Source organism: Streptomyces sp. col6, from assembly GCF_008042035.1.
GTDB lineage: Bacteria > Actinomycetota > Actinomycetes > Streptomycetales > Streptomycetaceae > Streptomyces.
Genome location: NZ_RDBL01000013.1, coordinates 830237 through 843608, shown reverse-complemented (window position 1 = coordinate 843608; position 13372 = coordinate 830237). Strand labels below are relative to the sequence as shown.

Genomic DNA, 13372 nt, shown 5'->3' with positions numbered 1-13372 from the left:
GGACAGCACGAGCCGGGGCCCGCACCTTCACGGTGCGGGCCCCGGCTGCGAGGTACGCGTCCGGCAATTAGGCCGGGACGATGTTCTCCGCCTGCGGGCCCTTCTGGCCCTGCGTGACGTCGAAGCTGACCTTCTGGCCCTCGACGAGCTCGCGGAAGCCCGAGGCGTTGATGTTGGAGTAGTGGGCGAAGACGTCGGCGCCGCCGCCGTCCTGCTCGATGAAGCCGAAGCCCTTTTCAGAGTTGAACCACTTCACGGTTCCCGTAGCCATGTCGTTCTCCTAAGGAGGTGCAGTGCCGGAAATTCGCACTTTACGAATTCCAAGTCGCCGCATTGAGCCCCATCCGGAGAAAGCCGGAAAACAATAAAGCGCCTGACGAAGCATTCCCGTCAGGCGCACATAAAGTTCATGGGTACCAAAACTGCAACGGGCCCAACGGTAGCACGGATCACTGCCGTGTGGAGGGAGACGCGTCTCACGTGCGGCCGGCGCGTCGCGCTCAGCGGCTCCGGGAGAGCGTCTTGTCGTCGTTGCCCCTGCGGATCTCGCGCAGCGGGCGGCCGGGGCGCCAGGTGCTGATGACGAGCGTATCGCCGCCCTCCAGGCCGACGCGGACCACCTCGGTGGGTTCGACACGGAAGAGGTGGAAGGGCTCGGGCGGAGTGCGCCCCTCGACGAAGCGGGCGAGCACCACCGGGTCGGTGACTTCGACGGCGCGTCCGGAGATGCGGACGTCGCCGTCGGCCATCGTGGCGTCGGGGCCGGGGTTGGCGTGGACCGAGAAGCGGGGGTCGCGGCGCAGATCGAGGGCCTTGCGGGAGTTCGGCATCATGCCGAGGTGCGGCTCGTCCTCCCAGAAGTCCACCTCCAGGCCGGTGAGCCGGGGCGATCCGTCCTCGCGGAGGGTGGCGAGGACGTGGTGGCGGTACTGCGCGAACCGCCGACGCACGGTGTCGGCGAAGTCCGGTTCGGCGGTCGTCATAGAGGTCCCGCAGCCCACCCAGCCGAAGCCGCGTACGCGGCCGGCCGGGTCCGGCACCGGCACCCGCTCGGGCAGCCGGGGCCGCGGCCGCGGCTCCCTCCCGCAGATCCCGGCCCAGGCGCCGGCTGATCACGTAGAACGCCGCGGCCAGCCCGAAGACCGCCCCGGATCGCCCGTACAGACGAAGGAGCCGGCCATGGAGGCCGCCACCACGTGCTACCGCCACCCCTCGTACGAGACGTATGTGAGCTGCGTCCGCTGCGAGCGGTTCATCTGCCCGTCCTGCATGCGGGAGGCGGCGGTCGGCCACCAGTGCGTGGAGTGCGTGAAGGAGGGGCAGCGCTCGGTACGCCGGGCCCGCACGGCGTTCGGCGGCACGATGGCGCGGAACGCGGTCCCGGTCGTCACGTACGCGCTCATAGGTCTCAACGTCCTGGCCTACGTGGTGGAGCTGATACGCCCGGGGGTCGTCGACCGGTTCGCGATGGGCGGGGCCTGGCTGACCGATGCGGAGGGCGGGCGGTACGTCTACGTCGACGGCGGCTATCCCGGGTTCGGCGTGGCCGGGGTGGTCGACGGTGAGTGGTACCGGCTGCTGACCGGGTCCTTCCTCCATCTGCCGCCGGACGGCACCTCGTTCGGGTCGATGCCGTTCGGGGTGCTGCACCTGGTGTTCAACATGTACGCGCTGTGGAATCTCGGCCGGGTCGTCGAGGAGCAGCTGGGCCGGGTCCGCTTCCTCGCCCTGTATCTGCTGGCGGCGCTGGGCGGTTCGGTGCTGGTGTACCTGGTCTCGCCGTCGGACGAGGTGGTGGGCGCGTCGGGGGCGGTCTTCGGGCTGGCCGCGGCGTTCTACGTGATCAGCCGGCGCCTGGGCCGGGATCTGCGGGAGGTCAACAGCTTCCTGGCCGGGTTCCTGGTGTGGATGCTGATCTCGGCGGCCTTCACCTCGTGGGAGGCGCATCTGGGCGGTCTCCTCACCGGGGCGGCGGTGACCGTCGTGTACGCGTACGCCCCTGCCGGGCGGCGTACGGCGGTGCAGGCGGCGGGCTGTGTGGTGCTGGCGGCGGTGCTGGTGCTGCTGGTGGTCCTCAAGACGTCGGCGCTGACCGGCTGAGCGGGGCCGGGGCGGCCCCGGTCTGACACGATGACCGCATGCGGAAAGATCACTCCACGCAGCTCCCGCTTGCCCTGGTGCGGCGGCTGCACCCCCTGGACTGGCTGGCCGGCGGGCTGCTCCTGCTCGGGGTGATCGCGGCGGCGACCGGGCTGCTGCCCGCCGGTCCCGCGCAGGACCAGCTGCGGCGCATCGGGCCGCTGCTGGCGTTCCTGGCGACCGTGATCGTGCTGGCGGAGCTGGCGGGCCGGGCCCAGGTCTTCGACGTGGTCGCGGCGTGGGTGGCGCGGGCGGGGCGCGGGCGTTATCCGCTGTTGTTCGGGCTGTGCGTGGCGTTCGCCTCGCTGACCACGATCACTCTGAACCTGGACACGACGGCCGTGCTGCTCACCCCGGTGATGCTGGCGCTCGCCGGGCGGGTGGGCATCGCGGCGGTGCCGCTGGCGATGACGACGGTGTGGCTCGCCAACACCGCGAGCCTGCTGCTGCCGGTGTCGAACCTGACGAATCTGCTGGCGGCGGACCGGGTGGACCTCTCCCCCGCCGGGCTGGCGGCCGTGATGTGGCTGCCGCAGCTGGCCGCGATCGGGATGACGGCGCTGTGCCTGTGGGTGTTCTACTGGCGCCGGGGCCGGCGGGGCGCGGACACCTACACCCCGCCGCCGGTGCCCTCGCCCGACGACCGGGTGCTGCTGGGCGTCTGCTCGGTGGCGTGTGCCGGGTTCCTGCTGGCGATCCTGGCGGTGGACGTGCCGCTGTGGTCCGCGTCGCTGGTGGCGATGGTGGTCGTGGTGGTGGCGTACGCGGTGCGGCGCCGCGAGGAGCTGCGGATCTCGCTGATCCCGTGGCGGCTGCTGGTCCTGGTACCGGGGATGTTCCTGGTGGTGGAGACGGTCAACGCGCACGGGCTGCACGAGGTGCTGGTGCGGGCGCTCGGCTCGGACGACGGCCTGGCGGGCATGCTGCGTACGGCGGGGGTGAGCGCCGGGCTCGCCAACGTACTGAACAACCTTCCGGCGTACGTGGCGGGCGAGGCGGTCGTTCCGGCGGACAACCACCATCAGCTGCTCGCCCTGCTGGTCGGGGTGAACGTGGGCCCGCTGGTCACGCCGTGGGGGTCGCTGGCGACGCTGCTGTGGTTCGAGCGGTGCCGGTTCCAGGGGACGCGCATCGGCGTACGGCGGTTCGCGCTGACCGGTCTGGTGCTGGCAGTGACGGCGACGGCCGCCGCGACCTGTGCGCTGGCGCTGACCGTCTGAGGCCGGGCGGCACTCGCCCCCGAATGCGCCACGGCGCCTGCCGAATCGTCCGGTCGGGGACGGGCAGGCGCCGCGTTCAGTTCCGTACGCCGTTGTACGGGACGTCTGTGTGCCGTGTCAGACCATCAGGGAACGGTCCGTCGGGCGGATCGGGGCCGGCAGGGCGCTGGCTCCGGTCAGGAAGCGGTCCACTCCGCGTGCCGCGGAGCGGCCCTCGGCGATGGCCCACACGATGAGGGACTGGCCGCGGCCCGCGTCACCGGCGACGAAGACGCCGCCGACGTTGGTCGCGTAGTCCGCGTCACGGGCGATGTTGCCGCGCTCGTCGAGCTCCAGACCGAACTGCTGGACCAGACCGTTGGCCTGGTCGGTGCCGGTGAAGCCCATCGCGAGCGTGACCAGCTGCGCAGGGATGACCCGCTCGGTGCCGGGCTTCTGCTCCAGCTTACCGTCCTTGAACTCCACCTCGATCAGGTGGAGGGCCTGGACGTTGCCGTCCTCGTCGCCCTCGAAGTGGGTGGTCGAGACGGAGTAGACGCGCTCGCCGCCCTCCTCGTGCGCGGAGGTGACCTTGTAGAGCATGGGGAAGGTCGGCCAGGGCTGGTTGGCGTTCCGCTCCTCGCCCGGCTTGGGCATGATCTCCAGCTGGGTGACGGAGAGGGCGCCCTGGCGGTGCGCGGTGCCGACGCAGTCGGCGCCGGTGTCGCCGCCGCCGATGACGACGACGTGCTTGCCCTCGGCGGTGATCGGGGAGACCGTCAGGTCGCCCTCCTGCACCTTGTTGGCGAGGGGCAGGTACTCCATCGCGAAGTGGACGCCGTTCAGCTCGCGGCCCGGGACGGGCAGGTCGCGGGAGACGGTGGCGCCGGCGGCGATGACCACGGCGTCGTAGCGGCGGCGCAGCTTCGCGGCGTCGATGTCCCGGCCGATCTCGATCTCGGTGCGGAACTTGGTGCCCTCCGCGCGCATCTGCTCGATGCGGCGGTTGATGTGCGACTTCTCCATCTTGAACTCGGGGATGCCGTAGCGCAGGAGGCCCCCGATGCGGTCCGCGCGCTCGTAGACGGCGACCGTGTGGCCGGCCCGGGTCAGCTGCTGGGCGGCGGCGAGACCGGCCGGGCCGGAGCCGATGACGGCGACGGTCTTGCCGGAGAGGCGCTCGGGCGGCTGCGGGGTGACGTCGCCGCTGTCCCACGCCTTGTCGATGATCGAGACCTCGACGTTCTTGATGGTGACGGCCGGCTGGTTGATGCCGAGCACACACGCCGACTCGCAGGGGGCCGGGCACAGCCGCCCGGTGAACTCCGGGAAGTTGTTCGTGGCGTGCAGCCGCTCGGACGCGGCGGACCAGTCCTCGCGGTAGGCGTAGTCGTTCCACTCGGGGATGAGGTTTCCGAGCGGGCAGCCGTTGTGGCAGAACGGGATGCCGCAGTCCATGCAGCGGCCGGCCTGCTTGCTGATGATCGGGAGCAGCGAGCCCGGAACGTAGACCTCGTTCCAGTCCTTGACGCGCTCGTCCACCGGGCGGGTCTCGGCGACCTCGCGGCCGGTGGTCAGGAAGCCCTTGGGGTCAGCCATTGGTCGCCGCCTCCATCATCTTCTCGGTGGTCTCCTGCTCGGAGAGACCGGCGAGCTCAGCGGCGTCCTTGGCGGCGAGCACTGCCTTGTAGGTGGACGGGATGATCTTGCTGAAGCGGGCCACGGCGGTGTCCCACTCGGCGAGGAGCTTCCCGGCGACGGTGGAGCCGGTCTCCTCCTGGTGGCGGCGCACGACGTCGTGCAGCCACTGCTTGTCGGTGTCGGTCAGCTCCTCGACCGCGCCGAGGTTGCCGGCGTTGACGTGGTCGCGGTCGAGGTCGATGACGTAGGCGACGCCGCCGGACATGCCGGCCGCGAAGTTGCGCCCGGTCTCGCCGAGCACCACGGCGTGGCCGCCGGTCATGTACTCGCAGCCGTGGTCGCCCACGCCCTCGGAGACGACGGTGGCGCCGGAGTTGCGGACGCAGAACCGCTCACCGGTGCGGCCGCGCAGGAACAGTTCGCCGCCGGTGGCGCCGTAGGCGATGGTGTTGCCCGCGATGGTGGAGTACTCGGCGAGGTGGTCGGCGCCGCGGTCCGGGCGGACGATGACGCGCCCGCCGGACAGGCCCTTGCCGACGTAGTCGTTGGCGTCGCCCTCCAGGCGCAGCGTGACACCGCTGGGCAGGAAGGCGCCGAAGGACTGGCCCGCGGAGCCGGTGAAGGTGATGTCGATGGTGTCCTCGGGCAGACCCGCACCGCCGAACTTCTTCGTGACCTCGTGGCCGAGCATGGTGCCGACGGTCCGGTTGATGTTGCGGATCGCGATCTGCGCGCGGACCGGCTGGGCGCTCTCGGGGCTGTCCGCCTTGAGGGCGTCGGCGGCGAGCTTGACCAGCTCGTTGTCGAGGGCCTTGTCCAGGGCGTGGTCCTGCTCGGTGTTCCGGTACCGGACCGCGCCTTCGGGCAGTTCGGGGACGTAGAACAGCGGGGCGAGGTCCAGGCCCTGCGCCTTCCAGTGGGTGACGGCGCGGTCGGTGTCGAGCAGCTCGGCGTGGCCGACGGCCTCCTCGATCGTGCGGAAGCCCAGCTCGGCGAGGAGCTCGCGGACCTCCTGCGCGATGAACTCGAAGAAGTTGACGACGTACTCGGCCTTGCCGGAGAAGCGGTCGCGCAGGACCGGGTTCTGGGTGGCGATGCCGACCGGGCAGGTGTCGAGGTGGCAGACGCGCATCATGACGCAGCCGGAGACGACGAGCGGCGCGGTCGCGAAACCGAACTCCTCGGCGCCGAGCAGCGCGGCGATGACGACGTCGCGGCCGGTCTTGAGCTGGCCGTCGGTCTGCACCACGATGCGGTCGCGCAGGCCGTTGAGCAGCAGGGTCTGCTGGGTCTCGGCGAGGCCGAGCTCCCAGGGGCCGCCCGCGTGCTTGAGGCTCGTGAGCGGGGAGGCGCCCGTGCCGCCGTCGTGGCCGGAGATGAGGACGACGTCCGCGTGGGCCTTGGAGACACCGGCGGCGACCGTGCCGACGCCGACCTCGGAGACCAGCTTCACGTGGATGCGGGCCGCCGGGTTGGCGTTCTTGAGGTCGTGGATCAGCTGAGCCAGGTCCTCGATGGAGTAGATGTCGTGGTGCGGGGGCGGGGAGATGAGGCCGACGCCCGGGGTGGAGTGCCGGGTCTTGGCGACCCACGGGTAGACCTTGTGGCCGGGCAGCTGGCCGCCCTCGCCGGGCTTGGCGCCCTGGGCCATCTTGATCTGGATGTCGTCCGCGTTGACCAGGTACTCGCTGGTGACACCGAAGCGGCCGGAGGCGACCTGCTTGATGGACGAGCGGCGGGCCGGGTCGTAGAGCCGGTCGGCGTCCTCGCCGCCCTCACCGGTGTTGGACTTGCCGCCCAGCTGGTTCATCGCGATGGCGAGGGTCTCGTGCGCCTCGCGGGAGATGGAGCCGTAGGACATGGCGCCGGTGGAGAAGCGCTTGACGATGTCCGCGACGGACTCGACCTCGTCGATGTCGATGGACGGGCGGTCCGACTTGAAGCCGAACAGGCCGCGCAGCGTCATCAGCCGCTCGGACTGCTCGTTCACCCGGTCCGTGTACTTCTTGAAGATGTCGTACCGGCGGTTGCGGGTGGAGTGCTGGAGGCGGAAGACCGTCTCCGGGTCGAACAGGTGCGGCTCACCCTCGCGGCGCCACTGGTACTCGCCGCCGATCTCCAGCGCGCGGTGCGAGGCGGAGATGCCGGAGGCGGGGTAGCCCTTGGTGTGCCGGGCGGCCACCTCCTTGGCGACCACGTCGAGGCCGGCGCCGCCGATCTTGGTGGCGGTGCCGTTGAAGTAGCGGTCGACGAAGGCCTGGTCGAGGCCGACGGCCTCGAAGACCTGGGCGCCGCGGTAGGAGGCGACGGTGGAGATGCCCATCTTGGACATGACCTTCAGGACGCCCTTGCCCAGCGCGTAGATGAGGTTGCGGATCGCGTCCTCGGCCTCGATGCCCTCGATGAAGGTGCCGGCGCGGACCAGGTCCTCGACGGACTCCATGGCCAGGTACGGGTTGACCGCGGCGGCGCCGTAGCCGATCAGCAGCGCGACGTGGTGGACCTCGCGGACGTCACCGGCCTCGACCAGCAAGCCCACCTGGGTGCGCTGCTTGGTGCGGATGAGGTGGTGGTGGACGGCGGAGGTGAGCAGCAGCGAGGGGATCGGCGCGTGCTCGGCGTCGGAGTGCCGGTCGGACAGGACGATCAGGCGGGCGCCGTCCTCGATGGCGGCGTCGACCTCGGTGCAGATCTCCTCGATGCGCGCGGCCAGCGCGTCGCCGCCGCCGCCCACCCGGTAGAGGCCGGAGAGCGTGGCGGCCTTCATGCCCGGCATGTCGCCGTCGGCGTTGATGTGTATGAGCTTGGCCAGCTCGTCGTTGTCGATCACCGGGAAGGGCAGGGCGACGCTGCGGCAGGACGCGGCGTTCGGCTCCAGGAGGTTCCCGGAGGGGCCCAGCACGGAGCGCAGCGAGGTGACGAGCTCCTCGCGGATGGCGTCCAGCGGCGGGTTGGTGACCTGCGCGAAGAGCTGGGTGAAGTAGTCGAAGAGCAGCCGGGGGCGGGACGAGATCGCGGCGATCGGCGAGTCGGTGCCCATGGAGCCCAGCGGCTCGCCGCCGGTGCGGGCCATCGGGGCGAGGATGACGCGCAGCTCTTCCTCGGTGTAGCCGAAGGTCTGCTGGCGGCGGGTGACGGAGGCGTGGGTGTGGACGATGTGCTCCCGCTCGGGGAGGTCCTCCAGCTCGATCTCGCCGGTCTCCAGCCACTCCTGGTAGGGGTGCTCGGCGGCGAGGGACGCCTTGATCTCGTCGTCCTCGATGATGCGGTGCTCGGCGGTGTCGACGAGGAACATCCGGCCGGGCTGCAGGCGGCCCTTGCGGACGACCTTGGCGGGGTCGATGTCCAGGACGCCGACCTCGGAGGAGAGCACGACGAGGCCGTCGTCGGTGACCCAGTAGCGGCCGGGGCGCAGACCGTTGCGGTCGAGGACCGCGCCGACCTGGACGCCGTCGGTGAAGGTGACGCAGGCCGGGCCGTCCCAGGGCTCCATCATCGCGGAGTGGTACTGGTAGAAGGCGCGGCGGGCCGGGTCCATGGAGTCGTGGTTCTCCCACGCCTCGGGGACCATCATCAGCACCGAGTGCGGCAGCGAGCGGCCGCCGAGGTGGAGCAGCTCCAGGACCTCGTCGAAGGAGGCGGAGTCGGAGGCGTCCGGGGTGCAGACGGGGAAGATCCGGTCGAGCGGCGCGTCACCGAAGAGGCCGGAGGCGAGCTGGGACTCGCGGGCCTTCATCCAGTTGCGGTTGCCCTTGACCGTGTTGATCTCGCCGTTGTGCGCGACGAAGCGGTACGGGTGTGCGAGCGGCCAGCTCGGGAAGGTGTTCGTCGAGAAGCGCGAGTGGACCAGCGCGACGGCGGTGGCGAAGCGGGGGTCGGAGAGGTCCGGGAAGAACGGCTCCAGCTGCCCGGTGGTGAGCATGCCCTTGTAGACGATGGTGCGGGCGGAGAGCGACGGGAAGTAGACCCCGGCCTCGCGCTCGGCGCGCTTGCGCAGCAGGAAGGCCTTGCGGTCCAGGGCGATGCCGCTGCTCTCGCCGTCCGCGACGAAGATCTGGCGGAACTCGGGCATCGTGGCGCGGGCGCCGTTGCCGAGGATGCCGGGGGTGACCGGGACCTCGCGCCAGCCGAGGACCGTCAGGCCCTCCTCGCCGGCGATCGTCTCCAGGGTGCGGACGGCCGCGGTGGCGTCGTCGGCGGGCAGGAAGGCGATGCCGACGGCGTAGGAGCCGGCCTCGGGGAGAGCGAAGGGGACCTCGGCACGCAGGAAGGTGTCCGGGACCTGGAGCAGGATGCCGGCACCGTCACCGGAGTCGGGCTCCGAGCCGGTGGCGCCGCGGTGTTCGAGGTTGCGGAGCACGGTCAGCGCCTGCTCGACCATCTCGTGGCCGGGCACACCGGTCAGAGTGGCTACGAACCCCACGCCACAGGCGTCGTGCTCGTTGCGGGGGTCGTACATCCCCTGGGGGGCGGGGCGACCGTCCATGGGCGACCAGGCGTCGGTGCGCATCGGCTCTCCCGTCGTCGTCGTGGCATATGCAGTGCCGAGGGACGACGTTGGCCCTCTGCGAAATTTCGTGCAGATTACATGATGGGGCGCTTCTCAAAAAGCGGATGAACCGTTCCAACATACGGACACCGTCGGGGACGGTGGAGTGGGTCGCTGTCGGAGGATCGGCGCCCGGGAGACGCGGAGAGCAGGCGTCGTTGCCTGCGGTGTCTACGGCTCTTGCCCGGTGGCAGCGGAAACGAAACCGCCGGGTAATGGCTACTTATGTGTAGCCCTGCATAGAGACTCATTTTACGGTGCGCGGGACGGTCCCGCCCAGTGGCGCGGACCAAGACGTACGTCACACGCATGGCCTGCGTGTGACGGGCCGATTACATGGACGGGGACCGCCCGGACCGGGGAAAGGGGCGGTCAGCCGCCGACGGCCACACCGAACAGCGCGCCCAGGCCGTACGTGATCGCGGCGGCGGCACCGCCGAGGGCCAGCTGGCGCAGCCCGCTGAACCACCAGCTGCGAGCGGTCACCCGGGCCACCACCGCGCCGCAGCCGAACAGCCCGGCCAGCGCCAGCAGCACCGCCGGCCACAGCGCGCTCGCCCCCAGCAGGAACGGCAGCACGGGCAGCAGGGCGCCCAGCGCGAAGGCGCCGAACGAGGAGACCGCGGCCACCAGCGGAGAGGGCAGGTCACCCGGGTCGATGCCCAGCTCCTCGCGGGCGTGTATCTCCAGGGCCTGCTCCGGGTCGCGCGAGAGCTGGCGGGCGACCTCCCGGGCGAGCGCGGGCTCGACGCCCCGGGACTCGTAGAGCGCGGCGAGCTCCCGCTCCTCGTCCACGGGGTGCTTGCGCAGCTCGCGCCGCTCGACGTCCAGCTCGGCCTCGACCAGCTCGCGCTGGGAGGCGACGGAGGTGTACTCGCCGGCCGCCATGGAGAAGGCGCCGGCGGCCAGACCGGCCAGCCCGGTGATGACGATCGTGCGGTGCGAGACGTCGCCGCCGGCGACCCCGGTCATCAGGGCGAGGTTCGAGACGAGCCCGTCCATCGCGCCGAAGACCGCCGGACGCAGCCAGCCGCCGTTGACGTCGCGGTGGGTGTGGTTGTCCCGGTGGGCCTCGTGCAGTACGGCGTCGGTCTCGATGATGGCCACGGCTTATCCCTCTCCCCTGCTTCCGGAGACGGACTCCTGCCCGCCCGCCCCCGCTCGACACCCTCGAAAGTACGCGCGAAAAATCGCTCCTGCCAGCAAGGAAGGCCGTACTTACCACCCTGCGTAACCGGATAGGTACGGCTTCCCTTGCTGTCCGGAAGGGTTCATCCGAGTGGCCCTTTTGTGTGGATAACCGGCCTTCGTCCGGGCTCCGCGTGGAACGGATCCCACAGGCACGAGTACTGGCTCGGTACGAGCGAAGGGTCGACGCGATGGAGACGGTCGCAGGAAATCCGACGGCGCCGCGGGCGGGCGGCACACAGACGGCACGGCTCCCGGACGCCCCGGACCGGGGCGGGCCCCGCGACCGCGCCAGGGGCGCCCTGCTCGGCCTCGCGGTCGGGGACGCGCTCGGCGCCCCCGCGGAGAACATGCGGCCCTCCGAGATCCGCCGCCGCTGGGGCCGGATCGAGGGCTTCGTCAGCGACGACCCGGCGGGCACCGACGACACCGAGTACGCGATCTTCTCCGGGCTGCTGCTGGCCCGGCACGGCTCGGACCTGACCGTCACCGACGTCGAGCGTGCCTGGCGGCTGTGGATCGCCGACCTGGACGAGGGGCCGTTCCGGGGCGCCGGCTTCAGCGAGCGCGGCACGCTGGAGAACCTGCGCCGGGGCCTGGCCGCCCCGATCTCCGCCCAGCACCGGCACGCCTGGAGCGACGGCCTGGCGATGCGGGCCGCACCCTTCGGCGTCTTCGCGGCCGGCCGCCCCGCCGAGGCGGCCCGGCTGGTCGCGGTCGACGGCCGGGTAAGCCACGAGGGCGAGGGCATCTACGGCGGCCAGGCGGTGGCCGCCGGGGTGGCCGCCGCGATGACGGGCGCCGGGGTCACCTCGGTGATCGCCGCCGCGCTCTCCGTCGTCCCCATGGACTCCTGGACGGCCCGCTCGCTGCGCCGCGCGGTGACGGCGGCGCGGCGCCCGTACCCCGATCGCCTCACCGGGGAACGCGCGGTCCGCTCGGCCGTGGTGGTCGGCGGCTACCCGTGGACGGACCTGGCACCGGAGGCGGTGGGTCTGGCGTTCGGCGCCTTCGCGGCGGCGCGCGGCGACTTCCGTTCGGCGGTGCTGATGGCGGTCAACATGGGCCGGGACGCCGACACGACGGCCGCGGTGGCCGGTGCCCTGTCCGGCGCCCTGCACGGCGCGTCGGCGATCCCGCGCATCTGGTCGGACGCGATCGGCCCGGTACGCGGAAGCTGCCTGCCCTCGATGCGCGGGTACCACGTGGTGGACATCGCGGACCTGCTGGTGGCGGGGGCCGCCGAGGCGGGCACGGACGAAGGGGCGGGCCGCAGCGCGGCGGTAGAAGGCGGGCCGGGCCCCGGGCGGGACCGGGCAGGCCCGGACGGACCGGCGGGCCGGCCCCCGGCCGGGGGCGCGGAGCCGGCCTCCGGCGCGGCCGGGCCCGCACGGCCGGGCGCCTGCCCCACCGGCGCCGGGGCGGTGTCCCGGTGAGCGGCCGGCGCGCCCGCGTCGAAGGGCTGCTGATCGGGCTGGCCGCCGGGGACGCCGCGGGGTGGCCGGCGGCCCGGCACCGGGCGGCCCGGATGCCGGAGTGGACCCGGCGCCTGACCCGTGAGCTGGACACCTTCGCCGAGCAGAACGCGACGACCACGCTCCCCGTACCCATCGCGCTCAACCAGCCGCCCGAGCCGCWGCGGCTCGGCCCGTCCGACGACGCCGAGTGGGCGGCGTTCGCCGCGGCGACCGTACTGGCGGCGACCGGCCCCGGCCCGGGGCGGGCCGGGGCGGGTTCCGGACCCGGACAGCCGCGGGCCGACGCGGACGGCGTCGACGGGCGGGTGCGCGCCGCCGTGGCCGGGGCCTGGAACGCGCTGGCCGCCGAGGTCGCCGCCGCCGCGGCCCGCGCGCCCGAGGTGGAGGCGGCGGTGCTGCCGCTGCGTGCCCGGATCTCGGTGCGGGCCGGGCTCGGCAATCTCGCCGCCGGGCTCCGGCCGCCCGCCACCGGACACGACAACCCGCACTACTTCGACGACGCGGCGTGCGTACGGGCGGCCGTGCTGGCGGTCGTGCACCCCGGCGACCCCGGCGCGGCGGCGGACCTCGCGGAGTTCGACGCGCGCTACACCCAGGACGGCGACGGGGTGCACGGGGCGCGGGCGATGGCCGCCGCGACGGCCGAGGCGCTCGGCGGGGCGGACGTCGACGCGGCGGTGAACGCCGCGCTCGCCCAGCTCCCCGACGGCACCGAGATCGCCCGCAACGCGGCCCACGCGGTCCGGATCGCCCGGGAGTTCGCCGGGGAGCGGGCCGGCGCGTTCGCGCTGGTCCCGGTCCTGGAACACCAGATCGTGGACCACGTCTACAGCTACGGGATCGCCGCCGCCGAGACCGTACCGGTCGCCCTCGCGCTGGCCACCGCGTCCCGGGGCGACATCGCGCAGGCCGTACCCGCGGCGGCCTGCCTGTCCCGGGTCGCGGACTCGGCGCCCGCCCTGGCCGGGGCGCTGACCGGGACGCTGGGCTCGATCGGCTCCGTGCCCGACGGCTGGCGCGAGGCGTGCCGGACCCTCGCCGGCTGCGCGCTGCCCCGGCTCGCGGGCACGGATCTGCTCGAACTCGCCGGGCTGCTGGCAGCCACGGAACCGGCGCCCCGGGGTGGACAATTCGGACATGACCTCCACCGTGCCCCTGGCGCCCACGACGTCCCCCTC

9 protein-coding genes are annotated in these 13372 nt (G+C 72.4%); 4 read left to right on the top strand and 5 right to left on the bottom strand.

From position 1 onward, the window contains the following. Positions 1-67 precede the first annotated feature (67 nt). Positions 68-271, bottom strand: a complete 204-nt coding sequence (locus EAO73_RS20430) for a cold-shock protein (protein WP_018518748.1) — start codon at positions 269-271, stop codon at positions 68-70. 229 nt (positions 272-500) lie between these two features. Then, positions 501-983 (bottom strand): pyridoxamine 5'-phosphate oxidase family protein, encoded by a 483-nt coding sequence (locus EAO73_RS20425; RefSeq protein ID WP_147972943.1) that lies wholly within the window; start codon positions 981-983, stop codon positions 501-503. A 196-nt stretch (positions 984-1179) separates the two neighbouring features. Between EAO73_RS20425 and EAO73_RS20420 the strand changes: the two genes are divergently transcribed. After that, positions 1180-2100 carry a rhomboid family intramembrane serine protease gene (locus tag EAO73_RS20420; RefSeq protein ID WP_147972942.1) on the top strand — a complete coding sequence of 307 codons (921 nt, stop codon included), beginning with the start codon at positions 1180-1182 and terminating at the stop codon, positions 2098-2100. 38 nt (positions 2101-2138) lie between these two features. Next, positions 2139-3359, top strand: coding sequence for an SLC13 family permease (locus EAO73_RS20415; RefSeq protein WP_147972941.1), 1221 nt, complete (start codon positions 2139-2141; stop codon positions 3357-3359). A 117-nt stretch (positions 3360-3476) separates the two neighbouring features. On the opposite strand, the gene EAO73_RS20410 is transcribed toward EAO73_RS20415, so the two are convergent. The 3 genes from EAO73_RS20410 to EAO73_RS20400 form a co-directional block, all read right to left on the bottom strand. Further along, positions 3477-4937, bottom strand: a complete 1461-nt coding sequence (locus EAO73_RS20410) for a glutamate synthase subunit beta (protein ID WP_147972940.1) — start codon at positions 4935-4937, stop codon at positions 3477-3479. Then, positions 4930-9489 (bottom strand): glutamate synthase large subunit, encoded by a 4560-nt coding sequence (gene gltB / locus EAO73_RS20405; RefSeq protein WP_147972939.1) that lies wholly within the window; start codon positions 9487-9489, stop codon positions 4930-4932. Before gltB ends, EAO73_RS20410 begins: the two co-directional genes overlap by 8 nt. Before the next feature lie 411 nt (positions 9490-9900). After that, positions 9901-10635, bottom strand: coding sequence for a VIT1/CCC1 transporter family protein (locus EAO73_RS20400; RefSeq protein WP_147972938.1), 735 nt, complete (start codon positions 10633-10635; stop codon positions 9901-9903). Positions 10636-10907: 272 nt separating this feature from the next. Between EAO73_RS20400 and EAO73_RS20395 the strand changes: the two genes are divergently transcribed. Beyond that, positions 10908-12152 carry an ADP-ribosylglycohydrolase family protein gene (locus tag EAO73_RS20395; protein ID WP_224756381.1) on the top strand — a complete coding sequence of 415 codons (1245 nt, stop codon included), beginning with the start codon at positions 10908-10910 and terminating at the stop codon, positions 12150-12152. Further along, positions 12149-13372: ADP-ribosylglycohydrolase family protein (locus EAO73_RS20390; protein ID WP_147973565.1), on the top strand; the 1224-nt coding region annotated here is incomplete at its 3' end. The genes EAO73_RS20395 and EAO73_RS20390, both read left to right, overlap by 4 nt.

Bases quoted from the DNA above. Each gene is read 5' to 3' on its own strand.
- EAO73_RS20430 (WP_018518748.1), bottom strand. From the start codon at position 271: ATGGCTACGGGAACCGTGAAGTGGTTCAACTCTGAAAAGGGCTTCGGC.
- EAO73_RS20425 (WP_147972943.1), bottom strand. From the start codon at position 983: ATGACGACCGCCGAACCGGACTTCGCCGACACCGTGCGTCGGCGGTTC.
- EAO73_RS20420 (WP_147972942.1), top strand. From the start codon at position 1,180: ATGGAGGCCGCCACCACGTGCTACCGCCACCCCTCGTACGAGACGTAT.
- EAO73_RS20415 (WP_147972941.1), top strand. From the start codon at position 2,139: ATGCGGAAAGATCACTCCACGCAGCTCCCGCTTGCCCTGGTGCGGCGG.
- EAO73_RS20410 (WP_147972940.1), bottom strand. From the start codon at position 4,937: ATGGCTGACCCCAAGGGCTTCCTGACCACCGGCCGCGAGGTCGCCGAG.
- gltB (WP_147972939.1), bottom strand. From the start codon at position 9,489: ATGCGCACCGACGCCTGGTCGCCCATGGACGGTCGCCCCGCCCCCCAG.
- EAO73_RS20395 (WP_224756381.1), top strand. From the start codon at position 10,908: ATGGAGACGGTCGCAGGAAATCCGACGGCGCCGCGGGCGGGCGGCACA.